The following is a 22,790-nucleotide window of genomic DNA, read 5'->3' as shown; positions in this document are numbered from 1 at the left end:
TGCCACCTTTGCCCACATGTCGGCGCCCGCGCTGCTGGCCGCCGAGGATTCCTCGGGGGAGTCCAAGATCCATGTCGGCGATCACGCGCAAGCCCACCTGTGGGGCATGACCTTCAATGTGGACACCATCGTGTCCACCGGGGTCGCGGCGCTGATCGTGCTGGGTCTGGCCTTCTACCTACGGGCCAAGATCACCTCGGGCGTCCCCAACGGCGTGCAGCTGTTCTTCGAGACCGTCACCGTCCAGATGCGCAATCAGGTCGAGACGGCGATCGGTATGAAGATCGCGCCGTTCGTGCTGCCGCTGGCGGTCACGCTGTTCACCTTCATCCTGTTGTCGAACTGGTTGTCGGTCTTGCCCGTTCAGTACGGTTCGGGCGAATTGATCGCACCCCCGGCCTCCGATTTCAACTTCACGCTCTCGCTGGCGCTGTTCGTGTTCCTGCTCTATCACGCGGCGGGCGCGTGGCGGCGCGGGCCCGGCGGGCACGTGAAGCAGTTGCTCAAGGGTCACACCGGGTGGGGCCCCATGGTTTTCATCAATGTGGTCGAGGAAATCGCCAAACCGTTGTCGCTGTCCTTGCGACTTTTCGGCAACATGTTCGCGGGCGGCGTCATGGTTTCGGTGATCACGTTGTTCCCGTTCTGGATCAGCTGGGGTCCGAATGCCATCTGGAAAATCTTCGACCTCTTCGTCGGAGCCATTCAGGCGTTCATCTTCGCCCTGCTGACCATCCTCTACTTCAGCCAGTCGATGTCGCTGGAGAGTGAAAACCACTGAGACGCTTCAGCGTTTCAGGAACAATTCCCCAAAGGAAGTGAAAAATGGCAGACCCAGCAACCGCGAGTATCGTCCAGGGCGCTCTCATCGGCGGCGGCATCATTCTGGCGGGCGGTGCCATCGGCGCGGGTATCGGTGACGGTCTGGCCGGTGCCGCTCTGATCAACGGTGTCACCCGGCAGCCGGAGGCCGAAGGCCGCCTGCGCGTCAACTTCTTCCTGACCGTCGGTCTGGTCGAAGCGGCATACTTCATCAATCTAGCGTTCATGGCCTTGTTCGTATTCGCTACTCCAGGTAAGTAGACGTCATCATGTCTCCCAGAACGGATGTGGAGGCCGCGGGGAACTTTCTGGTCCCCAACGGCACCTTCTTCGCCGAGTTATTGATCTTCCTGATCGTGCTCGCGGTCATCTGGTTCTTCGTGGTTCCGCCGATACGAAAAGTGTTGGCGGAACGGGAGGCACGTGTCGAGGTCACGACGGCCACCGCCAAGGAGGCGAGCGAAACATTCGCCGAAGCCGAGGCGCGCTACGAATCCGCACTCGAGAAGGCCCGCCAGGAGGCGGCCGACATCCGTAACCAGGCGCGGGCGCAGGGGCGGGCCATTCTCGAGGAAATGCGTGGCGAGGCGCAGAAAGAGGCCGACCAGATCGTGGCCGAGTCCACGGCGCACCTACGCGCCGAGGCCGACCAGGTGGCCGCCGAACTACGCGAAGCCGTCGAACCGCTCGCCCAGGACCTGGCAGGCCGGGTCCTCGGCAGCAACGATCGTGCCCGGACCAGCGCGGGCCAGCAGAGAGGACGGGGGTCCGCATGATCCTCACCGGTACCCATCTCGCCGAGGGTATTTACGACATCACCTTCGATTGGCCCGTCTTCTTCAGCCAGTTGTTCGGCTTCGCGGTCATCGTCTGGTTCTTCGTCAAATACGTTGTGCCACCGGTGAAACGGATCATGAACAACGCCCAGGACCAGATTCGGCGTCAACTCGAGGAAAGCGAGGCGGCCGCCGAACGCCTGGCCGCCGCCAAGGCCGCCTACGACAATGCCGTGGCCGAGGCCCAGGCCGAACTCGAGCGCATGCGCGAGGAGGCCCGGGCCGATGCCGATCGCATCATCCTGCAGATGCGCGAGGCGGCGGCCGCCGAGGTGGAGCGGGTTCGCAAACAGGGCCGCGATCAAATCCTGCAGTACCGCAGGCAGATGATCCGGGACCTGGAGGCCGACCTGGCCGCGGCCATGCTGGCCCTCACCGAGGAAAAGGTCCGCGAGCAGTTGGGTTCGCCCCAGCAGCGCGCCGACAGCATCGACAAGTTCCTCGAGGACCTCGAAGCCCTGGCCAACTCCGGCGAGGCGCGCAAACAACCCCAAACCGAGCGCAAGTAGCCAACTTTCGACTCCGAGCCCTGGTCGGATCCGGTTGCGACCGGACCCGACCAGGGCTCGTTTCAGCGCGGCTGTTGTTCCGCGATGACCGCCCAGTCGTCGGCACCGTGACCGTCGGCGATGGCTTGGGCGAAGACGGTTCGCAGTAGCTCGCCGATCGGGAGTGGAATGTCGTGGTCGGCGGCCGCTCCGAGTGCGAGGTGAAGATCCTTGTTGCCCAGCAGCGTGGTGAATCCCGCTGGCTGGTAACGCCGTTCGGCGATCATCGACCCGTAGCCGGAGTAGACGACTCCCGGGAAGAGCGTCGACGTCAACAGCTCGACGAACTTTTCGGAGTCGACACCCGCGGCTTCGGCGACGCTGACGGCCTCGCTCATCGACTGAATCGCGCAGGCGATCAGATAGTTCCCGAGAATCTTCACGATATTGGCCTGCTCCGGACGATCACCGAGCCGCCATGTCCGCGAGCCGATCACATCGAAAAACGGCTGCACCCGATCGATCAGCGCGGGCTCGCCCGCGGCAAGGATGTTGAGCATCCCCGCCTCGGCGACCGGACCACGCCCGAAGACCGGTGCCGCGAGGTATCCGACCCCATGCTCGGCATGCGCCGCGCTCGCCCGCCGCGCCAGCTCGGTGCTCACCGTCGCGAGGTTGACATGCACGGCCCCGTCGGGAGCCTGCGCGAGAACCCCTGAGTCGAGGAAGATTTCGGCGACAGCCCGGTCGTCGGACAGCATCGAGAACACCACCGGCTCGCGCATGGCCTCCGCGACCGACTCGGCCCGACGAGCACCCGCCGCGACCAGTTCCTCCGCGGGCCCGTCGGACCGATTCCACACGACCACGTCGTGACCGGCTTTCAGCAGGTTGCGTGCGATGGGCCGGCCCATCACTCCGAGACCGATGACCGCGATGCCGCTCATGAGCTTCCCTTCCTAGAACCGTCTAAGACGGTTCAAGCATGCCATCCGGGCTATTCTGATGTCGAACCGCCCGAGACGGTTCAGAAGTTTGCTGTCGCGCACCGTGGAGGCTGGAATGACCGAAGACGCACGTCGGGTTTTCCGACTGGACAACGAGGTCTTGGCGTTCCGATTCACCGCCACCGTCAGCGATCGCGCCAGCACCGCACCCCGCGAGCGACTCGACACCCCCGCCCGACTGCGACTGTGGCTGCAGGCCGCGGACTTCGACATCCCCCACGTGTCGTCGACCGACCTGCACCACGCCCTCGAGCTGCGCGAGGCGATCTACCGCATCGGCTCGGCGATCACCGCGGGAAAACACCCGAATCCCACCGACGTCGACACCCTCAACGCCATCGCCGCCGCCGGACACGCGAAAGCCGTACTGGAACAAGGCAAACGCGCCCAATGGCACCTAACGAAGACATCCCCCGTCCGAGACGCCCTGAGCATCCTGGCCACCAACGCCATCCACACCCTCGGCGGCCCCACCCGCCCCCGCATCAAATCCTGCGAGGGCCCCGGCTGCGCCGGCCTCTACGTAGACACCAGCCGAGCCCTCAACCGCCGCTGGTGCTCCATGAACACCTGCGGCAACAAGGCCAAAAAGTCCCGCATGACCCACCCCACCCCCCTGTAAGGCCGAGTGGCACATTCTGGAGGCGGAATTGGACAAAACCCCTCCAAGATGTGCCAGTCGGTGCCATCAGTGGATGACGTCGAAAACGTTTTTCTGGATGCCGTTGGAGTAGGTGGCGGAATCGACGAGGCGCAGTTTCTGGGCGTCCTTGTCGGTGGTGGGGAACAGGCGCTTTCCGGCGCCGAGGAGCACGGGGAACACCAGCAGGTGGTAGCGGTCGATCAGGTTGGCGTCGGCCAGGTGCCGGTTGAGGGAGGCGCTGCCGTGGATGAGGATCGGTCCGCCTTCGGTGTTCTTGAGCGCTGCGACATCGTCGAGTGAGCGCAGGATGGTGGTTTCGCCCCAGTTGGTGACCAGGTCGGCATCGGTGAGGGTGGTGGAGACTACGTATTTGGGCATGGCCTTGTAGCCGGTGAACTCCTCGCGGTCCGGCCAGATCGGGCTGAACGCCTGATAACTGACCCGGCCGAGCAGCAACGCGGTGGCCTCGTCCTGCTCGGTGCCCTTGATCTCGTAGGCCTCGGGGACGAAATCGATGTCCTTGAAGGTCCAGCCGGAGTTGCGGTATTCGGGTTCGCCGCCGGGTCCTTCGACCACGCCGTCGAGGGAGACGAAGGCCGAGCTGATGAGTGTGCGCATGGGAATCTCCTTGTGTGAGTGTGGTTGTCAGGCGACGGTGGCGGTGAGCCAGCGCTGCCAGGCGTTTTCGGCATCGTCTCCGGCGGTGTCGAACAGGTGATGGAACATCACCGTCAGCCCGGTGGGCGCGTGATGGAAGCTGAAAAGTCCGTCGCCGGTGCGGATCTCGAAGCGTTCGTCATCGGCCCACACGATTTCGCCGTCCAGCGGCGGCAGTCCCGTCGGCCGGGCGTGCACCGGCGTACCCGGTGCCGGGGGAGTGGGCAGGGCGAGGGCCTCGGCGAGCGCCGCCTGAACCTGTTGTCCGGATGAGCCATTGGCCACGGCGAAAACCGGAGTGCCGGTGCGGCCGCGGAAATGGGTGAGGTATTCGCTCAGGGTGTGCAGATGGAAGGGCCAGCCGCGGCGCAGGGCATCGTATTCGTCCTGCCAGTCGTCGCCGAGCATGCCGCTGTGCACGACCCGCAGCACCGTGCTGCCGCCCGCGCGGCCTTCGATCAGGTACTCGAAGGCCATGAACCGGCCGTCCGCGTCGGCGTCGGTGCGGGTGGCGAATCGCTTGCCGGGTTCGTAGGCGGTGATGGTCGCTTCTTCGCGTCGGCCGCCGGTGTCCATGGCGGCGATCCCGCCCTCGTGCGCCTGAACTTCGTTGCGCCCCATGAACCACGAGTCGATTCCGGGTCCGGTCGCGATCGCCTCCCACACCTGCTCCGGTGTCGCGTCGAGACTGATCTCCAACTCGATCTCGAACGGATTGGTCATCGCGGATTCTCCTGTCCTGCTTCGTTTTCGACGCCCGGTGCGACAGTGGGGATCTGGTGCATGCCGACCACCACGCGATGGGTGCGCCCGCCCGCGGCGGATTCGTCGTGATAGCGGCCGACCAGCGCCGCCACGGCCTGCGAGAGTTCCTGGGCGAAGGCCGCCCGATCCGCCGCCGAAGCGAATCGCACGTGCGCGTCGATCCCGAAGGTGGCGACCCGCCGCTTGGCCCGGCTGGCCCCACCGATCAGCTCGGCCACCTCCTGCACAAGCCGCGACCCCAACGCCAGCAACCATCGAGCGGACATCTGGTCCGGCGCGCGCGACGGATCCGGGCTGACCGCCCCCAGCGTGCTGGGCGAGATCACATACGACGCGGCGCAAGCCCGATACACCCGCTCGGTGACATTGCCCTTACGCCGCTCGGAATCAAGCTCCACCAGCCCAAACCGCTCCAACTCCCGAAGGTGATAATTCACCTTCTGCCGAGGCAACCCCAGCCGAACGGCCAACATGGCCGCCGACCCAGGCTCGGCCAGCGCAGCCAGAATCCGGGACCGAATCGGGTCCAGGGAAGAAGAGGCCGCAGCAGGATCCGCGATCACAGCAACATCGAGCACTCACCCACAGTCTCACCGACAAATTTTTTTGTCAAGACAGTTCTGCTTGTCGGTGGGCTGGATGTCCAGCCCAAACCAAAGCGCACCGTGGCACTGGATCAGCCCCGGACACCGATCTGGCGAAGGAGGGTGGGAGGTCGTCGAAAACTGTCCTGCGTTGCCGATTTCCGTATGCTCGACGAGCATGCATTCTGGCAGCCAAACGTCGATAAATTGCCTGCACCAATGCATTTGGTGCGCGCTCGCTACGTGAAGAACTCAGCCGGGCCGGGTTGTCGGTGGGGCTGAATAGGATTCGAGCGTGTCACATATTTTGCACGTGTATCTGGTCGATCTCGCGGAGGTCGAGGCGGTTATCGGGTCCAAGGACGAGGAGTTTCTCGGGCGGCTGCTGGCCGAACTGCCGAAGCACGATCCCGGCGACGGCTGTTGCGAACCGTGCGATGCCGCGGACTGCGAAGGCGCCGACTGTGAAGAGTGCTACCGCTGCGAGGACGCGCAGCATCCACAAGCACTCCAGGCGATCTTCGCCGGTGGGCCTTTCGAAGAGGACCACGCCGATGCCTACATCTCAGCGCTGGAACTGATCTGCGAGGATCTCGGCCCCTACATCGGCGACGTCAGTTTCTGGTTCGGCTACAAGGGACTTCCCGAGGAGATCCTCAGCCTGGCCAGCGATATGGACGGCGACCTGTTCCCCTTCACCGACTCGACCGGCTGGGGCCATATCGGCAAGGAAAGCTGCGCCGAACTGCTACCCGAATGGGAAGCCAACGCCGCGGGCCCCGACGACCACGGCGGCTATGCGGCCCCCCTCGCCACATGGTTCCGCCAATCCGTCACCGAGAACAAGGATCTCATCGGCTTCTGGGCCGGTTAGCGTCCGCAACGTGATCCATGCCCGGCAAGCTGCAACTGGCTTCGGTGGGCTCGAGTACGCGCTATTGCCCAGGAGTCGGGTTTGGTTCTGATTCAGTCTGGGCGTGGGGGGTCCGGGGTCGCCAGCCGAGGTCGTCGGCGCGTAGGCCAAGTAGGTCCATGCAGTCGTGAAGGTGTGGAAGCGGCTCCCCGAGATGTTCACGGACGCAGCGGATGGCATGAACGGGTTTGCCCGACATCATCAGATGGTCGAACTCGGCTCGGGCCTGTGGCGACATCCGACCCCATAGTTCTCGAGGCGAAACGCGTCTGGTCACTGGGGCACACCAGCACATCTTCGGCCGGATAGTCAATTAGTTTCGTCGACCCAACATCCCTCGACTACCCATGTCTGGCGCACCGCGTTCCTCGAATCACAGCAAACGACGTCGGCGCACTGCGAATCAGCTCGTGCTCGTGCAGCGCGCCTGTGCACGCTGGGGCAGCCGCTCGTTCCCGACGAACAGGTGCAGGTAGTTGGCCTCGTCGATCCTGGCGGCGTGATCGAAGCTCCGCCGCGCCAGTCTCCGCACTGTCGCACTGATCGTGCTGGCGAAGTGCTCGGGCCATCGAATGGTGCGTACGGCCACCACCGGGGCACGATCGACGTCGGCCAGGCCAACCGAGACCGCCAGACGCTGTCGGAATTCGACCGAAGGAAGGCCGGCGCTCATGCCTGGCGGTGTGTCTTCGTGCGGATTGAAAGGAACACTCTTCCAAGGGGTTTCGCCGAATCGATAGAGCAGGATCCCGTTGTGCCGCCCCTCGATCCAGGCGAATTCCGCTTGCGCGGTTTCGAACTCGGCAATCTGCTCAGCAGTCGGAGAGACCTGGTCGACGAGCAACAAACATCCTTCGGTGGTCAAAACAAGTTCTGCCCCTGGCCAGCGCTGTATCCCGGAGTCGTAGTAGCTACCGACACACAGTTGCAAAGGATCCGCCACGCAGACCATCGTGTCCTATGTGCGGCAAACCCGCACTCCACAATCCAACCGGACCCACGGCAACACACTACTTGCCGCAACCCGGGCGGGTTGGGTGACCGGATGTGTCGGTGGCCGCAGCTATGTTCGGCGCGGGAGGACACCATGGGCATGACTGAGATCATCTATAGGACCGGGGACGCAACCGTCCCCAAGGCTGACGGATCCGCGATCATCGCGCATATCTGCAACGACCTTGGTCGGTGGGGGAAGGGCTTCGTTGTCGGTGTGTCCGCACGATGGAAGCAACCCGAGCTTGCCTACCGTGACTGGTACAAGCGGCGTGAGTTCAACGACTTCGGGCTGGGCGCGGTGCAGTTCGTCCAAGTCGCACCGGATGTCCACGTGGCCAACATGATCGGCCAGCACGGGATCCGGTCGAGCGGCGGCGGAGCGCCGATTCGCTATGAGGCGGTCGATCGTGCCCTCGAGAAACTGGCCGAGTTTGCCGCAGCATCGAACGCCTCGGTACACATGCCCCGTATCGGATGCGGCCTGGCAGGTGGAACCTGGAACCGGATCGAACCCCTCATTCGCGCGCGCGTATCCAGCCGTCACATCGGTGTCGTTGTGTACGACCTGGAATGAGCTGGCTTCCCACAACGCTCTGATCTGCCGTCGACCGCTGGGGAGTCGATTCCGGACGATGGGCCTATTCGTGCACAAATCGCGTTGGGAGGGCAGTTTTCTGTCAAACCAACGGTCATTGTGCAGGTTTCGGCCCATGATCAACTCGAGCGGGCATCTCGCCGCTACCACGCGCCGACGTGAACCGGGCAAGGGGGAGTGGTAGAGGTTCAATCACCGGTTCTTGGTGGCCCTTCGATGGTCGGGTGTGGCTCAGCGCCGGTGTTGGTGGTGACTTGCGGTTGCACGGTGGTGGTGCCGCCGAAGTTTTCCTGGATGACGGTGGCCGGTGGCACTCCGCCGTACCCTGCCGTTGCGAGCGGATGGTTGAATTCGCCTCCGCTGACGCCATACCGCCTGATTCGTCGCCACCGCAGGACCATCAACGTCAGCGGGCCGAAGAATCCGATCGCGATTATTAGTACCGGGAGTAGAGCCGAACCATCCATACCTCAGTAAAGCGCCGTGGCAACATTTCAGCAATCACTGGGTCGGTGGTCTGGGCTCTTCCCGTCTGCTGATGCGGCTGGTACACCCGCTTACAGCTCGACGCCGATTTGGCGGAGGAGGGTGAGGTCGTCGAAAACTGCTCGGGCGGAGGCGATTTTGCCGGCTCGGAGGGTGTACATGCCGAGTTGGGTGTATTCGACCGGGCGGCCGGTGGCGGGGATGCCGCGGAGTGGGGCCGAGTGGGTGCCGCGGATGGTGATGCGGACCCATACTCGATCGCCTTCGGCGACAAGCTCTTCCGGGGTGAAGGTGGCGTCGGGGAGGGCTTCGAAGTAGGTCAGGAGGAAGAGCTTGTAGTCGTCGACGGTGAAGGTTTCCTTGCCGGTGCGTTGGGCGAGGGTCGGGAACTCGCAATCCGGGGTGAAGCAATCCCAGATCGCCTGGAGGTCACGGGTTTCGACGTCACCCACCTTCAGGAAGTGGCGGATGGCGTCCTTGTTGGCGGCTTCGAGGGTCGAGGTCGACATCGGGTTCTCCAATAGTCTCATTGAGATGGTTTCAATGAGGCGAGAGTATGGTCTCAGTGAGACCATGTCAACCCGGGTGCGGTGTCAGGCGGGTTTGCGGCTGGTGAGGCAGTAGGGGTGGCCGGTGGGGTCGGACATGACTATCCAGTGTTTGCCGCGGGAGGTGCGGTGGGCGCCGAGGGATTCGTGCCAGGTGGCGGTGGCTTCGATGTCGGTGCAGGCCAGATCGGGATGCGCCGCGGTGGGGCGGGATTCGCCGAGGCGCTGCATGAGGAAGTCGACGGGGATGTCGGGGCGGGCGGAGAGGCGGGCGAATTCCGGGAGGGTGCTCGGGCGCCACGCCCAGCCGGTGAGATCGGTCCAGAAGCGGGATTCGATGTCGTAGTCGGTGTTTCCGATGTCGAGACAGATCTGGTCCAGGCGGCTGAGGTCGCCGGATGGGCCCTCGACCGTCGGGGTGAGGGGGCCCGCGTCGTCGTGAAAGGGCGTGATGCAGAACGGCATTCCGGCGGGGGAGTGCAGGACGGCGTAGCCGATGCGCTCGGTGAGGATGTTGTCCTCGGCCAGGGTGGCGCCGAGCTGGACCGCGCGGTCGGTGGCGGCGGAGACGTCGTCGACGTCCAGGTCCAGGTGGATGCGTGCCGGGCCGTCGATCCGCTGCATTTTGAGAGTGGGTGCGCCGGATTTCGGGAGTAGCGTGACGAATTCGTCGTGGTCGCCGCGGGTCGGCGACAGGGTGGTGGCGGTGACGGTGGTCCAGAACTCGGCGGCGGTGTCGAATTGTGCGGCGGGACGGTCCAGGAAGGCCCACACCCAACGAATTGTCATGCTGTCTCCAATGTTTCGCGCTTGCGGAAGGTCTTGCGGTAGGCCAGCGGGGGCACGCCCAGTTCCAGGCGCATGTGGTGGCGCAGCGAGGCGGAGGTGCCCATTCCGGCGCTGCGCGCCACCTCGTCGATCGGCAGATCCGTGGTCTCGAGCAGGTGCCGGGCGTGCCGGATGCGCTGCTGCAGGATCCAGGCGCCCGGCGCCATGCCAGTCTCGGCCTTGAACCGGCGGGTGAAGGTGCGCACGCTCATATGAGCATGCGCGGCAAGGGAGTTCAGGTCCAGATCTCGATCCAGATGATGCAGCGCCCACCGGCGTGTCGGTGCGGTGCCGTCGCTGCCCGCCTCGGGAACCTGCCGCTCGATGAACTGCGACTGCCCGCCCTCGCGCCACGGCGGCACCACGCAGTAGCGGGCCGCGCCATTGGCGACCGCGCTGCCGTGATCGGTGCGAATCAGGTGCAGGCACAGGTCGATTCCGGCCGCCAAACCCGCCGAGGACCAGACGTTTCCGTCCGCGATGAACAACTGGTTCTCGTCCAGCAGAACGTTCGGATACAGCGCCCGGAACCGATCGGCGAACTGCCAGTGCGTGGTCGCGCGGCGGCCGTCCAGAATCCCGGCCGCGCCCAGCACGAACGCGCCGGTGCAGATGGAGACGATGCGGGCGTCGGGGCGAATGGTGGCCAGCGCGGCGGTGAGATCGGCCGGCAGCTCGCCAGTCTGGCGCGGCCCGGGGATCCGGGTGCCGGGCACGATCACGGTGTCGGCGCGCGCCAGCAACTCCGGACCGTACTCGGGAATGACGGTGTACCCGGTGGTCGCGGCGACCCCACCCGTCGATACCCCGCAAGTGTGGACCTCGTACAGCGGGTTCCCGTCCTCGTCGGCGGCCGCGCCCAAGACGACCGGTGGAATCGCCATATCGAACCCGACGGTCGGCTCCACCACGAGGACGGCCACCAGATGCGGTGTCGATGCGTTCGGCATGATCCTCCCTGTCTCGATGGCTGGATCTTGACGCATTGTGGCATTCAGGCCACTCGTCCGGAAACCCGTTTTCGGTCACGCTCGACCGGTGAGCGAACTGAAGGACGATCTCGACCGGGAATCAACCGACGGCGCAACGCCATTGGGCGCGACCCCGCCTGGTGGCTTGCTCCCCGCCGCGACCGATCTACCCGACAGCGCGACCCGGTCCGGCGCGGACCCGACGGATCCGCCCGCGCGGACCGGGTTGCATCCGGCGTGGATCGTGGCGGCGGTGAGTTTCGTCGCGCTGATCGGGGCGGCCGGGTTCCGCTCGGTGCCGGGTGTGCTCATGGATCCGCTGCACGACGAGTTCGGATGGTCGCACGGCACCATCGGCGCTGCCGTGTCGGTGAATGTCGTGCTGTACGGGCTGATTTCACCGTTCGCCGCGGCGCTGATGGATCGGTTCGGGATTCGGCGGGTGGTGGCGTCCGCGCTGCTGCTGATCGCCGCGGGCAGCGGACTGACCTTGCTCATGACCGAGTCCTGGCAGCTCATCGCCACCTGGGGTGTGCTGGTCGGGGTCGGCGTGGGGTCGATGTCGATGTCATTCGTGGCCACCATTACCGGGCGTTGGTTCGTGAGGAATCGGGGATTGGTCACCGGTGTCCTCACCGCCGCGGGCGCGGCCGGGCAGCTCGTGTTCCTGCCGCTCATCGCCAGCCTGGCGCGTGATCACGGCTGGCGCACACCGTCTCTCGTGGTGTCGTTGCTGGCGTTGGCCGTGGTGCCGCTGGTGCTGTTGTTCCTGCGCGACTTTCCCAGTGACGCGGGAGTCCTCGCCTACGGTGCCGAGCCCGGCAGTGAGGTGGGGGTGCGCACCTCGGCCCCCGGTGGTGCGGCCCGCGCCGTCACGGTGCTGGCCAAGATCGTCCGCAGGCCCGTGTTCTGGCTGTTGGCAGGCGGTTTCGCCATTTGCGGCGCGTCCACCAACGGCCTGATCGGCACCCATTTCGTGAGCGCCGCCCACGATCACGGCATGCCCGCGACCACCGCGGCCGGATTGCTCGCGGTCACCGGTCTTTTCGATGTGCTGGGCACCATCGCGTCGGGCTGGCTCACCGACCGCTTCGACTCCCGATACCTGCTGGTCGTCTACTACACCCTGCGCGGCACCTCACTGCTGTACCTGCCCATCCTGTTCGGCCCGGAAGTGCACCCCAGCATGTGGGCGTTCATCATCTTCTACGGCCTGGATTGGATCGCCACCGTCCCGCCCACGGTCGCGCTGTGCCGGGAGAACTTCGGCGCGGACGGACCGGTCGCCTTCGGCTGGGTCTTCGCCTCGCACCAGATCGGCGCGGCCTTGGCTGCCTTCGGCGCGGGCGTCATCCGTGACGCGCAGGGCAGCTACACGATGGCGTGGTTCATCGCTGGCGGATTGTGCGGCCTCGCGGCGGTGTTCTCGGCGAGCATCCGCAGGCCACGCGTGGAGCTCGCCGCGGCCTAGTCGATCGCCTTGTGCGGCCGCGACTCCAGCGCCGTCTGATTGCGTCGCCCGTCCCACCGGCTGGGCTCGTCCTTGCTGCGGGGCGGGCGGTCGTTGGCGATGAGCACCGCGATCCACGGCAGCGGAATCGACACGCCGATGATCAGCAGCGACAACCACCAGCTGTGCCACACGCTGTACGCCACGGCCGCGCCGACCAGGCACGGAATCCGGAACGACATGATCGCGATATAGCGCCGCACCCGATTGCGATGCTGCTGCTCGAGCGAGAGCTGCGCCTCGGTGATGAGCGCCGGATGCTGCTTCTGCTCGCCCGGGAAGTAGCCCTGCGACGGGCGCGGCGGCATGGGGATCGATCCGGCGGGAAGGAATTCGACGTCGGGGCGATCCTCGCCGCTGGTGCCGTCGGCTGGGGATTCGCCGTCACGCTGCATGCTCCCGAGTCTTCCACTACAGCGCGTCGGATGCACACGCCGCCCGCTCCGGGCCTTGTTCTGAAGCCCCGGCCCCACCCTGGCATCATGGACGGGTGAGCGCAGACACCCTGGTCCGTCCGGACGAGACCGTCGACGAATCGACCGACAACGACACCCCCAAGGTCTTCCACTACGTGAAGAAGGACCGGATCGCCGAGTCCGCCGTCATGGGCACCCACGTGGTCGCCCTCTGCGGCGAGGTCTTCCCGGTCACCCGTTCCCCCAAGCCGGGCTCCCCGGTCTGCCCGGACTGCAAGCGCATCTACGACATGATGAAAAAGTGATGTTCTAGGACCAGGCATTTCGGCCGCTCGGTGGGCGTTTTGTGGCTCTGAAGTGCCACTTTGAGTGCCACTTTCGGCGGATTCGAGAGCGGGTCCGCTCGGTCGAGTCCTTCGTCATCGGTGGGTGGATGACGAAGGACTGCCCGTTTCTGCTGGTCAGGGCGTTTGTGTACCGCTCACTTGCGGATGGCTGCGACGACGCCTTCACCGTCGTAGGCCCCGACAACGATCGCCTCGATACCGATGTTCTGAGCATCCGCCGACGTGGCGGAAACTCATGGCCTGTCACGAACGCGCGATATGAGAACGACGGATCATGTTGCAGCAGTATCCGTCGCGCCTGTTCCGGCCCTTCATCTAGGCGGCACACCGCATACGCGCTCTCTTGCCAGACGACCAGTCCCTCGTCTTCGGAGCTCTCGACGAAACGATCGGTCGGGTGTGTGAGTGGCATCTCCACCACGAGCCGTCGCGAAGGAAACCTAGCGCACAACTCGGCCGCCGAACGCGCTCCGATCACGGTAGGTCCAGTGGTGCCCACAGCGAACTGCATGAGGTCGTCGGGCTGCTGTGGGGCGCCGCGGCGCTGCTGGGGTCCTTCGGCGCCGTACCGCGCTCGCTGACGGTCATCGGACTCGTGGCGATGGTATTCGCCGTGCTGGTCGGTGTGCCGTGCGCCGTCGCCGCCATCGCCGCGACCGGACGCGCGAGCCGGTTCGTGCGCGTCCCAACCCGGTTGGCCGCGAAGGCGCTGCTCGTCACGGCGGCGGTCGCGGTGTTCATCGACGCGACATTGTTGATCACCTTGCTGACCCTGATCGTCGAAGCGCCAAGGGATCTGGTGGTGCTTCCGGTCACGCTCGGCGCATTGGTGAGCGTCGCCCGCATCAGTATCGCGGTGGCGAGTGCGCCGCGTCTGGGCTCTGCGCGAGCACTGGCAGCGACCTAGACGTGTCTCAGGGATTGCTGGTTCTGGCCTGGGTTGTCAGGCCGGGTAGTACGAGGGTGAGCCATCGGGTGCGGGCGGAGTGCGGTTGGCTGGTGGGGGCGGAGGAGAACAGTAGGTAGATGTCGCCGACGGTGACGTCGGGGTGGATGTCGCCTGCTGCTTGTCCGGCCTGGATGAGGACGGCGAGCGCGGTGGTGGCGCGGTCTTCCTCGGTCTTGGCGGCGGGGTCCGCGCCGAGGGCTTGTGCGGCGGCTTTGGCGGCGTGGTTGGTGGCGGTCAGCTCGATGACCCCGGTCAGGAACCCGGTGATCTCGTCCCAGGCGCGTGCCCCGGATTCCACACGCGCGCAAGCGGCTTCGGCGTCGTCGGCGATCCTGGCGACGTGATCGATGACCACGGCCGCGACCAGGTCGGTCTTGGTCGGGAAATGCCGATACAGGGTGCCGACGGCGACCCCGGCCGCGGCGGCGATCTGGTCCATGCCCGCGTCGGGGCCGTGGGCGGTGATCTGTTCGCGGGCGGCGGACAGGATCTTGGTGCGGTTGCGGACCGCGTCGGCGCGCGGGGCTCGGGCCTGGGTCATGGAATGTCTCTCACAGTGGTCGGTCGATACTTGCCAATAACGTGAACTGCGGTTCATGATAGAACGTGAACCGCAGTTCATCTTACCGCTGGGAGGCCATATGACCACCAAGACCGCCCTCGTGACCGGAGCCTCCTCCGGCATCGGCGAGGCCACCGCCCGCAAACTGGCCGACCTCGGCTACACCGTCTACGGCGCGGCGCGGCGCGTCGACCGCCTGCAGAAACTCACCGACCACGGCATCCGTCCGCTGGCCATGGACGTCACCGACGACGCGTCGATGACCGCGGGCATCGCCCGGATCATCAGTGAGACCGGGCGCATCGACGTGCTGGTCAACAACGCCGGATACGGCTCCTACGGCGCGGTCGAGAACGTGCCCCTCGACGAGGCCCGCTACCAGTTCGAAGTCAATGTCTTCGGTGCGGCTCGGCTGGCGCAACTGGTGCTTCCGCATATGCGCGAACAACGCTCGGGCACGATCGTGAACGTCACGTCCGTCGGCGGCAAGATCTACACCCCGCTCGGTGGCTGGTACCACGGCACCAAATTCGCCCTCGAAGGACTCAGCGACTGCCTGCGCCTGGAGGCCCAGCCCTTCGGTGTCAACGTCGTGGTGATCGAGCCCGGCGGCATCGCCACCGAATGGGGCGGCATCGCCGCCGATCACCTGCGCAAGGTCTCCGGCGACACCGCCTACGCCACCCAAGCCCAGGCGGTGGCCACCACGCTGAGCTCAGCCAACCCCCGCCGCAACTCCCCGCCCCGGGTGATCGCCGACGCGATCGGCAAGGCCGTCACCGCGCGCCGCCCCAAGACCCGCTACACCGTCGGCTTCGGCGCCCGACCGTTGATCTTCGTGAAATGGCTGCTGCCCGACCGCGCCTTCGACGCGATCATCAAGCGCGCCACTGGGTTCCGTGACTGACAGATCATAGCCAGCGGCAAACACACTATGCCGCTGACGGAACCGGCTGGTGGCGAGGTTAGGGAGAGATCTCGTCTCCCGCGGACGACCGCACTGGTCGGCTGGTGATCGAAGCCGATTTCGCGCTGTAGTGGCGAGCGCTGGAAGGGCATCGACAGGGCCCTTTCAGCGGGTGGGCTCCTGCGCGGGAGTGGGCGGGCTATTCCTCCTCTGCCGCAGCTGGCGTCGCCGCTGTTCGGTTGTGGGGCAAGTCCATTGATGCGGTTCTGCCGTCCGTCAGTCGGCGGGCAGTAGGTCCAATGACGGCAGCGGGCGGCGGCAGATCTCGTGGGCTTCCTCGGGGGAGAGGCCGAACATGCGCAGCAGGTCCTCGGCCACCTGGTCGGAGGCTTCGGCGTCGTCGCGTTCGGGGTGGTCGTGCAGCAGCTGGCCGAGGCACACGGCCGCGCCCGCGACGATCGTCATCGACAGTTCCGGATCGCGAATGTCGAAGCGCCCGGCCTTGACCGCGGCTTCGATATCGCGGCGGGCGCGGGGCGCGAGCCCGCGGTCCGAATTCGCCAGGCGGAGACCGTCATTGAGCAGGACCTTGCTCAGGGTGGGATGCAGGCGGTGCAGGCGGCCGGTGAGGCGGAAGCTCTGCGCGAAGACCTGGGCCGGATCCTCGACGTCCTCGCACAGCAGATCGAGCAGGGCGCCGTGGCGGTCGAGCGCTTCCTCGACGGCGGCTTGGAACAGCTCCTCGCGGCTCTGGAAATGGTTGTAGAACGAGCCCATGCCGACGTCGGCCGCCTGGGTGATCTCCAGGATCGGCACGGTGATCTTGCCCTCGGCCAGCAGCGATTGCGCCGCGCCGATCAGCGCGGCGCGCGTGCGGGCCTTGCGGCGTTCCAGGCGGTTGGGTCCCGACCCATTGCTCGCGGACATCGATACACCTCTCCTGCTGTCCAGGCCCCCATCGTAGCCGCTCGAATCAATTTTGACGGAATCGTCAGACACGCTTGACTGACACCCTGTCCGTAAGTGACGATATCGTCAGTACTTGGAAGGGAGTGGTCGATGAGCGGCCATCACGACGTACACACCGGTCTGCACAGCGAGCAGGGGGCGCACGCGGGCGAGCATCCGGGCCGGGCGGGCAATCCCGTGGTCAAGGTGCTGGATCTGGCGTGGCTGGAGTTCGAGAAGCCCGACCTGGACCGGGCGGAGACTTTCGCCCACGCCTTCGGATTCGCGACCGCCTCGCGCACGGTGGACGAGTTGCAGCTACGCGGGACTGATCCGGGCGCGCCCTGCGTGCTCATCCGGCGGGGGAGCCGCTCGCGTTTCGTCGGTCCGGCCTTCCGTGCCGCCGATTCCGCCGATCTGCTGCGACTAGCCGATGCGACCGGTGCGCGCGCCGTGCCATTGCCGGAGTCGCTGGGCGGACTGACCGTCGATCTGGTGGATCCGAGTCGGCTGCGGGTGCGGGTGGTCGCCGAGACCCACGAACTGGAAGCCCTGCCGACGCAACGGCCGCACGTGTTCAACTTCGGGCACGAGGTGGCCCGGGTGAATGCGACGCAGCGACCGCTGCGCGCACCGGCGCGCGTGCGCAGGCTCGGACACGTCGTGATCCAGTCGACGCGATACCGCGAGACCCTCGACTGGTATTTGCAGAACCTGGGTCTGATCGTCAGCGACTTCCTGTACTACCCGGGCCAGCGGGAGCGTGGTCCGGTCATGAGTTTCATTCGCTGTGACCGGGGTTCGGTGCCGGCCGACCATCACACGCTCGCGCTGACGCTCGGGCCGTCGAACCGGTATGTGCACTCGGCGTATCAGGTCGCCGACTTGGATGCGCTCGCCGCGGGCGGAGAGTACCTGCGCGAGCAGGGTTATCACCGGTCGTGGGGGATCGGCCGCCATATCCAGGGCAGCCAGATCTTCGACTACTGGCGCGATCCCGACGGATTCATGGTCGAACACTTCAGCGACGGCGACATGTTCGACTGCACCCTCGAGCCGGGCTGGGCGCCGATGAGCGCTTCCGGTCTGGCGCAATGGGGTCCGCCCGTGACCAAGGACTTCCTCGGCATCAAGCCCGGCGCCGAATCGCTGCGCGAACTGCGCTCGATTGTCGACGCGCTGCGTGAGGACAACGAATTCGATCTCCGCCGCCTGCGCGGCCTGTTGAAAGTGGCCAATTCATGAGCACATCCATCCTCCGCACCGCCGACGCCTGGTGGGTGCGGACCCCCGCGGGCGCGGCCCGCATCGACACCGCCGCGACGACCACGCGGGAACTGATCGCCGACCGTGACGCGATCGCCGCGGCCGCATCCGGCGCGGAAACCGTGGCGGTGGAGAGTCTTTCGCTGATCTCGCCGGTGACCGCGCCGTGCCGTGTGGTGGCGCAGATGACGAACTTCGCCTCCCACGTGAAGGACGCGGGCATGGATCCGGAGACGGTGCCGCTCACGTTCTTCCGCAAGGCATCCGGATCGATCAGCGGACCCCACGATGACATCATCCGGCCCGGGCACGTGAGCCTGCTCGACTACGAGGTGGAGATCGGTCTGGTCTTCGGCCGTGAGATGTCGGTCGGTTCGGAGATCAGCGCGGAGAACGTGGCCGACTACATCGCGGGCCTGGTCGTCACCAACGACGTTTCCGCTCGCGATGTCCAGCTGCCGAAAACCCAGTTCTACGAGGCGAAGTCGTATCCGACCTTCACTCCCGTCGGCCCGGCGCTGGTGCTGTTGGACGCCGATGAGCTGAAGCGATTCGACGATCTGCGGCTGCGACTGTGGGTCAATGGCCAGCTGCGCCAGGACATGACGGTCGCGGACATGATCTACCGGCCGGTCGAGGCGCTGCGTGCGCTGACCCGCTTCCAGCGGATGGACGCCGGAGATCTGCTGCTCACCGGCACCCCCGTGGGCACCGCGCTCAGTGCCCCGCCGAAGCCGGTGGAGATCATCGGCTCGCTGCTGCCGCCGAAGGTCAAGTGGAAGATGTTCTTCCAGGGTCAGGCCAAGAACCCGAAGTATCTGAAGGACGGGGACGTGGTCGAGGCGGCGATCGGCACCGACGACGGCGCCCTGGACCTGGGACGCCAGCGCACGGTCGTGAGGTACGCCCGATGACCGACTTGACGACCTTGGGCACCGAGGAACTGCTGTGGCCCCGCTACGCCGGTCCGGAGGACCTGGCCGCGATCGAGGCGGTGCCGCTCGAGGCGCGAGGCTTGCCCGAATCGACCTACGCCCTGCTCGTCCGCGCGGCGGCACGGTGGCCGGAGCGCACCGCGCTCACCGTGCTTCCGGAGGCATCACGCTGGCGAGAACCCTTGCAGCGCACTTACTCCCAGTTGCTGGGCGACGTCCACCGGTACGCCAACCTGCTGCACACGCTGGGCGTGCGCCGCACCGATGCGGTGGCGCTGATCGCGCCCAATTGCGCGGAGCTGGTCCCGGCGACCCTGGCCGCCCAGCTGGCGGGCATCGCCGCGCCGATCAACGGCGGCCTGTCGCCCGATCACATCGCCGAACTGCTGCGCCGCTCGGGCGCGCGGGTCCTGATCGTCGCCGGTCCCGAGCTTTCGCTCGACTCCTGGGACGGCGCACGGGAATTGGCCGAACGCGGTCTGGTCGACGCCGTGCTGGTGCTGCGTCCGACCAAGGCTCCGGAGCCCGCACCGGAATTGCCGGTGATCGCGGACATCCTGGTCGGCTACCTCGATGCCCTGGCCGCCGAGCAGGATTCGACCCGCTTTCTCGGGCAGCCGCCGGCGGCCTCGGACCTGGCGGCCTTGTTCCACACCGGCGGCACGACCGGCGTGCCGAAGCTGGCCGCGCACCGCCACTCCGGCGAGGTCGCCAACGCGTGGATGATCGCCGCCAACTCGATGGTCGACGAAGAATCGGTGATCTTCGCGGCGCTGCCGCTGTTCCACGTCAACGCGCTGGTCGTGACCCTGCTCGCACCGCTGTTCCGGGGCCAGCCGGTGGTGTGGGCCGGTCCGCTCGGCTACCGGGACTTCGCGCTGTATGCGGAGTTCTGGAAGATCGTGGCGCACTACCGGATTGCCGCGATGAGCGCGGTGCCCACGGTGTACGCGGTACTGGCCCAATGCCCGATCGACGCCGACATCTCGAGCCTGCGCTACGCGATGGTCGGTGCCTCGCCCCTGCCGCTCGCGGTGCGGGAGAACTTCCAGCGTCATACGGGGGTCACCCTGGTCGAGGGGTACGGCCTCACCGAGGCCACCTGCGCTACGGCGCGCAGTTATCCCGACGCTCCCCGGCCCGGCGCGGTGGGGCAGCGCATGCCCTATCAGCAGGTCGCGGTCGTCCGCCCGAGCGAGGACGGGACCTGGGAGCGGCTGTCCGCGGGCGAGACCGGCATACTCACCATCAGTGGCCCAACGGTTTTCGCCGGGTACGTCACCGACCGCGACGAAAACGGCCATCGCCTCGACGGCCTGGGCACCCTGGTAGACGGGTGGCTGAGCACCGGCGACCTGGCCCACATCGACGCCGACGGCTTCATCCATCTGCACGGTCGCGCAAAGGATCTCATCATCCGCGGCGGCCACAATATCGATCCCGCGAGCATCGAGGACGCCCTGCTGAGCCACCCGCGGGTCACTGCGGCCGGCGCGGTCGGGCGACCGGACGTGCACGCCGGTGAGGTCCCGGTCGCCTATGTCACGGTCGCGCCGGAGTCCGAGGTGACCGAGGACGACCTGGTGGCATGGGCCGCACAACGCGTGCACGAGCGCGCCGCCGCGCCCAAGACGGTCACCATCCTCGACGCCCTGCCCGTCACCGATGTCGGCAAACCCTACAAGCTGGGCCTGCGCGCGGACGCCACCCGCCGCGAACTTCTCGACGCGCTGGCGACCGTCCCCAGTGTCGCCGGTGTCAACGCCGCCGTCGAGGACGGCACGATCGCCGCCACCGTCATACTCGATTCCGATGCCGACCGCAATGGGGTCGAAGCGATTCTGGGCCGCTATGCGATCGACTCGAAAATCGAGGTGCGGCAATGAAAACCGTGCCGAAGGTGCTCACGGGCGTGCTGGCGGCGGAATTCCTGTCCCTCGGGGCGGCCAAGGTCGCGGCGGTCGCGCCGATGCGCGAACGCGCGGCCCATCTCGGGTATTCCACCACCGCCTACCGCGGCATCGGCGCGATCGAACTCCTCGCGGCCGGTGGGCTGCTGCTCGGACTTCGCCGCCCCGCGCTCGGCCGGGCGGCAGGTGCCGGACTGGTGTTGTTGATGGCCGGTGCGGTCGCCAGTCACCTCCGAAACGGTGACGGCGCAGCCGATCTCGTGCCCGCCGCTCTCACCGCCGTGTCCGCCGCGGCCTATGTCGCCACGGTGGTGGGTGAGCCCTCATGAACGCCGCCCCGGTTCCGGTGGTGATCGTCGGTGCGGGTCCGTCCGGGCTCACCGCGGCCACGCTGCTCGCCCAGTACGGCATCGAATCGCTGGTCCTCGAGCGGTGGGAGGGCGTCTACCCGCAGCCGCGCGCCGTCCATCTCGACGGTGAGATCCGGCGGATCGTCGAAACTCTCGGCATCGGCTCGGGATTCGACGCGATCACCCGGCCCGCCCTCGGGCTGCGCCTGGTGGATCCGCGGCATCGGGTGCTGGCGCAATTCGACCGCGATCCGGCCGGGGGTCGCAATGGCTTCCCCGAAGCCAACCTGTTCGACCAGCCGGAGCTGGAGGCGCTGTTGCGGGCCAATCTGATCCAGCATCCGGCGGTCTCGCTGCGCGGCGGTGTCGAAGTCACCGGACTGACAGTCGAGAAGGACTGTGTCCGAGTGGATTTCGAAGACCGCGCGACCGGCGGACCCGAGTCGGTGCGCGCCCGCTACGTGCTGGGTTGCGACGGCGCGAACAGCCTGGTGCGCACCGCCATCGGCACGCGCATGCGCGACTTGCGATTCGAGCAGCGCTGGCTGGTCGTCGACCTCGCGACCACGATCGATCCCGGGCATTGGGGAGGCGTGCACCAGGTGTGCGACCCGCGTCGAGCCGCGACCTACATGCGCATCGGCACGGCCCGCCACCGGTGGGAATTCCGTTTGCGGCCAGACGAATCCGCGGACGATTACCGCGATCTCGACCACCTGTGGCCACTGCTGGGCCCCTGGCTGTCCGACGCCGACCGCGAGGACTTCGAGCTGGTCCGGGTGGCGGAGTACACCTTCCGCGCGCAACTGGCCGACCGATGGCGTGCCGGGCGGATGTTCCTGCTCGGCGACGCCGCCCACCTCACCCCGCCGTTCATCGGCCAGGGCATGGGCGCGGGCGTGCGCGATGCCGCCAACCTCAGCTGGAAGCTGGCCGGGGTGCTGCGCGGCGAACTGCCGGAATCCGTGCTCGACACCTACGAAACCGAGCGGAAACCACACGCGCACATGATGATCCGCCTGGCCAAACTCATGGGCCTGACCATGACCGAGGGCGGCGAACTGGGCAATCGACTGCGCAGCCTGCTCGCTCCGCGACTGCACCTGCTACCCGGCCTGACCGAGACGATCATCAGCGGCGAATCCCCACCGCTGCACCGCTCCGCGCTGGTGACCGCGCCGCCGCTGCGGCGAGGTCTGGCCGGACGGCTGGTCCCCAACGACTGCCTACCCGACGGCCGTCGAGTCGACGACCTCATCGCCGGGCGCTACACGGTCATCACGACATCCGCCCCCTCGCCGGTGGACGCGGCGACCGTCGAACAGCGGGGTGGTGTGGTGTTGCGTGCCATGCCGGGTACCGCGCTGCATCGCTGGCTGCGCGACGGTCACGCCGACGCCGTACTGGTTCGCCCCGACGGCACCGTGCAGACCTGCGGAAAAACGCTCTCGGATCTGTGTTCGTCACTGCCGAGTTTCACTCCGGGTAGGCGTCCGGCGCATACCGACTCGGCGACCCGGGAAGCCACCGATTGATGCGAATGCCACTCGT

General features: G+C 66.5%; 27 protein-coding genes. 16 read left to right on the top strand and 11 right to left on the bottom strand.

Translation table 11 applies throughout. The annotated features are described in order from the left end of the window. Positions 1 to 16 precede the first annotated feature (16 nt). Genes atpB through VMT65_RS13115 form a run of 4 tightly spaced genes read left to right on the top strand, consistent with a single transcriptional unit; the run spans position 17 to position 2,167 of the window. Complete coding sequence (atpB, locus tag VMT65_RS13130; protein ID WP_442789966.1) at positions 17 to 781, top strand: F0F1 ATP synthase subunit A; 765 nt, start codon at positions 17 to 19, stop codon at positions 779 to 781. A gap of 44 nt (positions 782 to 825) precedes the next feature. Next, a complete protein-coding gene (locus VMT65_RS13125; RefSeq protein ID WP_040810042.1) occupies positions 826 to 1,083 on the top strand; it encodes a F0F1 ATP synthase subunit C in 258 nt (85 codons plus the stop codon). Between the two features lie 8 nt (positions 1,084 to 1,091). Next, positions 1,092 to 1,598, top strand: coding sequence for a F0F1 ATP synthase subunit B (locus VMT65_RS13120; RefSeq protein WP_326308416.1), 507 nt, complete (start codon positions 1,092 to 1,094; stop codon positions 1,596 to 1,598). Continuing rightward, the gene (locus tag VMT65_RS13115; protein ID WP_326308415.1) at positions 1,595 to 2,167 is read left to right on the top strand and encodes a F0F1 ATP synthase subunit B family protein; all 573 of its coding nucleotides are present in this window, start codon (positions 1,595 to 1,597) and stop codon (positions 2,165 to 2,167) included. Before VMT65_RS13120 ends, VMT65_RS13115 begins: the two co-directional genes overlap by 4 nt. A gap of 62 nt (positions 2,168 to 2,229) precedes the next feature. Here the strand turns inward: VMT65_RS13115 and VMT65_RS13110 are convergent, their stop codons facing one another. Next, positions 2,230 to 3,093, bottom strand: a complete 864-nt coding sequence (locus VMT65_RS13110; RefSeq protein ID WP_326308414.1) for an NAD(P)-dependent oxidoreductase — start codon at positions 3,091 to 3,093, stop codon at positions 2,230 to 2,232. A 115-nt stretch (positions 3,094 to 3,208) separates the two neighbouring features. Between VMT65_RS13110 and VMT65_RS13105 the strand changes: the two genes are divergently transcribed. Further along, positions 3,209 to 3,775 (top strand): CGNR zinc finger domain-containing protein, encoded by a 567-nt coding sequence (locus VMT65_RS13105; RefSeq protein ID WP_326308413.1) that lies wholly within the window; start codon positions 3,209 to 3,211, stop codon positions 3,773 to 3,775. A 66-nt stretch (positions 3,776 to 3,841) separates the two neighbouring features. Here VMT65_RS13105 and VMT65_RS13100 read toward each other — a convergent pair whose 3' ends face one another. From VMT65_RS13100 to VMT65_RS13090, 3 genes are read right to left on the bottom strand one after another with little or no spacing between them, the layout of a single operon-like run. After that, positions 3,842 to 4,414: a dihydrofolate reductase family protein gene (locus VMT65_RS13100; RefSeq protein WP_326308412.1), complete on the bottom strand. Its 573-nt coding sequence runs from the start codon at positions 4,412 to 4,414 to the stop codon at positions 3,842 to 3,844. A 27-nt stretch (positions 4,415 to 4,441) separates the two neighbouring features. Further along, on the bottom strand, positions 4,442 to 5,176 hold the full coding sequence (locus VMT65_RS13095) for an SRPBCC family protein (RefSeq protein WP_326308410.1): 735 nt from the start codon (positions 5,174 to 5,176) through the stop codon (positions 4,442 to 4,444). Further along, positions 5,173 to 5,796, bottom strand: a complete 624-nt coding sequence (locus VMT65_RS13090) for an ArsR/SmtB family transcription factor (RefSeq protein ID WP_326308409.1) — start codon at positions 5,794 to 5,796, stop codon at positions 5,173 to 5,175. The genes VMT65_RS13095 and VMT65_RS13090 overlap by 4 nt, the downstream gene beginning before the upstream one ends. 301 nt (positions 5,797 to 6,097) lie before the next feature. Between VMT65_RS13090 and VMT65_RS13085 the strand changes: the two genes are divergently transcribed. Further along, positions 6,098 to 6,676: a DUF7691 family protein gene (locus VMT65_RS13085; protein WP_326308407.1), complete on the top strand. Its 579-nt coding sequence runs from the start codon at positions 6,098 to 6,100 to the stop codon at positions 6,674 to 6,676. A gap of 442 nt (positions 6,677 to 7,118) precedes the next feature. Here the strand turns inward: VMT65_RS13085 and VMT65_RS13080 are convergent, their stop codons facing one another. Beyond that, positions 7,119 to 7,658, bottom strand: coding sequence for a hypothetical protein (locus VMT65_RS13080; RefSeq protein ID WP_326308406.1), 540 nt, complete (start codon positions 7,656 to 7,658; stop codon positions 7,119 to 7,121). 150 nt (positions 7,659 to 7,808) lie between these two features. On the opposite strand from VMT65_RS13080, the gene VMT65_RS13075 reads away from it, so the two are divergent. Further along, entirely contained in the window at positions 7,809 to 8,285 is a 477-nt protein-coding gene (locus tag VMT65_RS13075; protein ID WP_326308405.1) for a macro domain-containing protein, read from the top strand. Positions 8,286 to 8,863: 578 nt separating this feature from the next. On the opposite strand, the gene VMT65_RS13070 is transcribed toward VMT65_RS13075, so the two are convergent. From VMT65_RS13070 to VMT65_RS13060, 3 genes are all read right to left on the bottom strand, one after another. After that, a complete protein-coding gene (locus VMT65_RS13070) occupies positions 8,864 to 9,301 on the bottom strand; it encodes an ester cyclase (RefSeq protein WP_326308404.1) in 438 nt (145 codons plus the stop codon). 84 nt (positions 9,302 to 9,385) lie between these two features. Beyond that, a complete protein-coding gene (locus tag VMT65_RS13065) occupies positions 9,386 to 10,129 on the bottom strand; it encodes a VOC family protein (protein WP_326308403.1) in 744 nt (247 codons plus the stop codon). Beyond that, positions 10,126 to 11,118, bottom strand: a complete 993-nt coding sequence (locus tag VMT65_RS13060) for a GlxA family transcriptional regulator (protein WP_326308402.1) — start codon at positions 11,116 to 11,118, stop codon at positions 10,126 to 10,128. Before VMT65_RS13060 ends, VMT65_RS13065 begins: the two co-directional genes overlap by 4 nt. A gap of 247 nt (positions 11,119 to 11,365) precedes the next feature. Between VMT65_RS13060 and VMT65_RS13055 the strand changes: the two genes are divergently transcribed. Beyond that, positions 11,366 to 12,610, top strand: coding sequence for an MFS transporter (locus VMT65_RS13055; protein WP_326309162.1), 1,245 nt, complete (start codon positions 11,366 to 11,368; stop codon positions 12,608 to 12,610). Here the strand turns inward: VMT65_RS13055 and VMT65_RS13050 are convergent. Further along, positions 12,607 to 12,957 (bottom strand): DUF3099 domain-containing protein, encoded by a 351-nt coding sequence (locus tag VMT65_RS13050; protein WP_326309161.1) that lies wholly within the window; start codon positions 12,955 to 12,957, stop codon positions 12,607 to 12,609. The two genes, VMT65_RS13055 and VMT65_RS13050, sit on opposite strands and share 4 nt — an antisense overlap. Positions 12,958 to 13,139: 182 nt before the next feature. Here VMT65_RS13050 and VMT65_RS13045 point away from each other — a divergent pair, with 182 nt between their 5' ends. Both VMT65_RS13045 and VMT65_RS13040 read left to right on the top strand, forming a co-directional pair. After that, positions 13,140 to 13,370 (top strand): DUF3039 domain-containing protein, encoded by a 231-nt coding sequence (locus VMT65_RS13045; RefSeq protein WP_326308401.1) that lies wholly within the window; start codon positions 13,140 to 13,142, stop codon positions 13,368 to 13,370. Between the two features lie 385 nt (positions 13,371 to 13,755). Then, complete coding sequence (locus VMT65_RS13040) at positions 13,756 to 14,319, top strand: hypothetical protein (protein WP_326308400.1); 564 nt, start codon at positions 13,756 to 13,758, stop codon at positions 14,317 to 14,319. Between the two features lie 7 nt (positions 14,320 to 14,326). Here the strand turns inward: VMT65_RS13040 and VMT65_RS13035 are convergent, their stop codons facing one another. After that, complete coding sequence (locus VMT65_RS13035) at positions 14,327 to 14,902, bottom strand: TetR/AcrR family transcriptional regulator (protein ID WP_326308399.1); 576 nt, start codon at positions 14,900 to 14,902, stop codon at positions 14,327 to 14,329. A gap of 100 nt (positions 14,903 to 15,002) precedes the next feature. On the opposite strand from VMT65_RS13035, the gene VMT65_RS13030 reads away from it, so the two are divergent. Further along, positions 15,003 to 15,830 carry an oxidoreductase gene (locus tag VMT65_RS13030; RefSeq protein ID WP_326308398.1) on the top strand — a complete coding sequence of 276 codons (828 nt, stop codon included), beginning with the start codon at positions 15,003 to 15,005 and terminating at the stop codon, positions 15,828 to 15,830. Between the two features lie 276 nt (positions 15,831 to 16,106). On the opposite strand, the gene VMT65_RS13025 is transcribed toward VMT65_RS13030, so the two are convergent. Beyond that, on the bottom strand, positions 16,107 to 16,757 hold the full coding sequence (locus tag VMT65_RS13025; protein WP_326308397.1) for a TetR/AcrR family transcriptional regulator: 651 nt from the start codon (positions 16,755 to 16,757) through the stop codon (positions 16,107 to 16,109). A gap of 132 nt (positions 16,758 to 16,889) precedes the next feature. On the opposite strand from VMT65_RS13025, the gene VMT65_RS13020 reads away from it, so the two are divergent. From VMT65_RS13020 to mhpA, 5 genes are read left to right on the top strand one after another with little or no spacing between them, the layout of a single operon-like run. Continuing rightward, positions 16,890 to 18,023 (top strand): VOC family protein, encoded by a 1,134-nt coding sequence (locus VMT65_RS13020; protein WP_326308396.1) that lies wholly within the window; start codon positions 16,890 to 16,892, stop codon positions 18,021 to 18,023. After that, positions 18,020 to 18,958 (top strand): fumarylacetoacetate hydrolase family protein, encoded by a 939-nt coding sequence (locus VMT65_RS13015; RefSeq protein ID WP_326308395.1) that lies wholly within the window; start codon positions 18,020 to 18,022, stop codon positions 18,956 to 18,958. Before VMT65_RS13020 ends, VMT65_RS13015 begins: the two co-directional genes overlap by 4 nt. Continuing rightward, positions 18,955 to 20,865: an acyl-CoA synthetase gene (locus VMT65_RS13010; protein ID WP_326308394.1), complete on the top strand. Its 1,911-nt coding sequence runs from the start codon at positions 18,955 to 18,957 to the stop codon at positions 20,863 to 20,865. The genes VMT65_RS13015 and VMT65_RS13010 overlap by 4 nt, the downstream gene beginning before the upstream one ends. Continuing rightward, positions 20,862 to 21,218, top strand: coding sequence for a DoxX family protein (locus VMT65_RS13005; RefSeq protein ID WP_326308393.1), 357 nt, complete (start codon positions 20,862 to 20,864; stop codon positions 21,216 to 21,218). Before VMT65_RS13010 ends, VMT65_RS13005 begins: the two co-directional genes overlap by 4 nt. After that, positions 21,215 to 22,774, top strand: coding sequence for a bifunctional 3-(3-hydroxy-phenyl)propionate/3-hydroxycinnamic acid hydroxylase MhpA (mhpA, locus tag VMT65_RS13000; RefSeq protein WP_326308392.1), 1,560 nt, complete (start codon positions 21,215 to 21,217; stop codon positions 22,772 to 22,774). Before VMT65_RS13005 ends, mhpA begins: the two co-directional genes overlap by 4 nt. Positions 22,775 to 22,790 lie beyond the last annotated feature (16 nt).

It is taken from the genome of Nocardia sp. CDC153 (assembly GCF_035818515.1).
Classification (GTDB): Bacteria; Actinomycetota; Actinomycetes; order Mycobacteriales; family Mycobacteriaceae; genus Nocardia.
Note: the sequence above shows the minus strand (reverse complement) of the source record. Positions and strands in the feature narration are given on the sequence as shown.

What these genes read in the sequence shown, in the direction of transcription:
- VMT65_RS13095 (WP_326308410.1), bottom strand. Translation starts at nt 5,176, where the DNA reads ATGACCAATCCGTTCGAGATCGAGTTGGAGATCAGTCTCGACGCGACA.
- VMT65_RS13060 (WP_326308402.1), bottom strand. Translation starts at nt 11,118, where the DNA reads ATGCCGAACGCATCGACACCGCATCTGGTGGCCGTCCTCGTGGTGGAG.
- VMT65_RS13115 (WP_326308415.1), top strand. Translation starts at nt 1,595, where the DNA reads ATGATCCTCACCGGTACCCATCTCGCCGAGGGTATTTACGACATCACC.
- VMT65_RS13110 (WP_326308414.1), bottom strand. Translation starts at nt 3,093, where the DNA reads ATGAGCGGCATCGCGGTCATCGGTCTCGGAGTGATGGGCCGGCCCATC.
- VMT65_RS13020 (WP_326308396.1), top strand. Translation starts at nt 16,890, where the DNA reads ATGAGCGGCCATCACGACGTACACACCGGTCTGCACAGCGAGCAGGGG.
- VMT65_RS13125 (WP_040810042.1), top strand. Translation starts at nt 826, where the DNA reads ATGGCAGACCCAGCAACCGCGAGTATCGTCCAGGGCGCTCTCATCGGC.
- VMT65_RS13035 (WP_326308399.1), bottom strand. Translation starts at nt 14,902, where the DNA reads ATGACCCAGGCCCGAGCCCCGCGCGCCGACGCGGTCCGCAACCGCACC.
- VMT65_RS13100 (WP_326308412.1), bottom strand. Translation starts at nt 4,414, where the DNA reads ATGCGCACACTCATCAGCTCGGCCTTCGTCTCCCTCGACGGCGTGGTC.
- VMT65_RS13070 (WP_326308404.1), bottom strand. Translation starts at nt 9,301, where the DNA reads ATGTCGACCTCGACCCTCGAAGCCGCCAACAAGGACGCCATCCGCCAC.
- VMT65_RS13025 (WP_326308397.1), bottom strand. Translation starts at nt 16,757, where the DNA reads ATGTCCGCGAGCAATGGGTCGGGACCCAACCGCCTGGAACGCCGCAAG.
- VMT65_RS13010 (WP_326308394.1), top strand. Translation starts at nt 18,955, where the DNA reads ATGACCGACTTGACGACCTTGGGCACCGAGGAACTGCTGTGGCCCCGC.
- VMT65_RS13120 (WP_326308416.1), top strand. Translation starts at nt 1,092, where the DNA reads ATGTCTCCCAGAACGGATGTGGAGGCCGCGGGGAACTTTCTGGTCCCC.
- atpB (WP_442789966.1), top strand. Translation starts at nt 17, where the DNA reads ATGTCGGCGCCCGCGCTGCTGGCCGCCGAGGATTCCTCGGGGGAGTCC.
- mhpA (WP_326308392.1), top strand. Translation starts at nt 21,215, where the DNA reads ATGAACGCCGCCCCGGTTCCGGTGGTGATCGTCGGTGCGGGTCCGTCC.
- VMT65_RS13030 (WP_326308398.1), top strand. Translation starts at nt 15,003, where the DNA reads ATGACCACCAAGACCGCCCTCGTGACCGGAGCCTCCTCCGGCATCGGC.
- VMT65_RS13075 (WP_326308405.1), top strand. Translation starts at nt 7,809, where the DNA reads ATGACTGAGATCATCTATAGGACCGGGGACGCAACCGTCCCCAAGGCT.
- VMT65_RS13065 (WP_326308403.1), bottom strand. Translation starts at nt 10,129, where the DNA reads ATGACAATTCGTTGGGTGTGGGCCTTCCTGGACCGTCCCGCCGCACAA.
- VMT65_RS13005 (WP_326308393.1), top strand. Translation starts at nt 20,862, where the DNA reads ATGAAAACCGTGCCGAAGGTGCTCACGGGCGTGCTGGCGGCGGAATTC.
- VMT65_RS13105 (WP_326308413.1), top strand. Translation starts at nt 3,209, where the DNA reads ATGACCGAAGACGCACGTCGGGTTTTCCGACTGGACAACGAGGTCTTG.
- VMT65_RS13015 (WP_326308395.1), top strand. Translation starts at nt 18,020, where the DNA reads ATGAGCACATCCATCCTCCGCACCGCCGACGCCTGGTGGGTGCGGACC.
- VMT65_RS13050 (WP_326309161.1), bottom strand. Translation starts at nt 12,957, where the DNA reads ATGCCGCCGCGCCCGTCGCAGGGCTACTTCCCGGGCGAGCAGAAGCAG.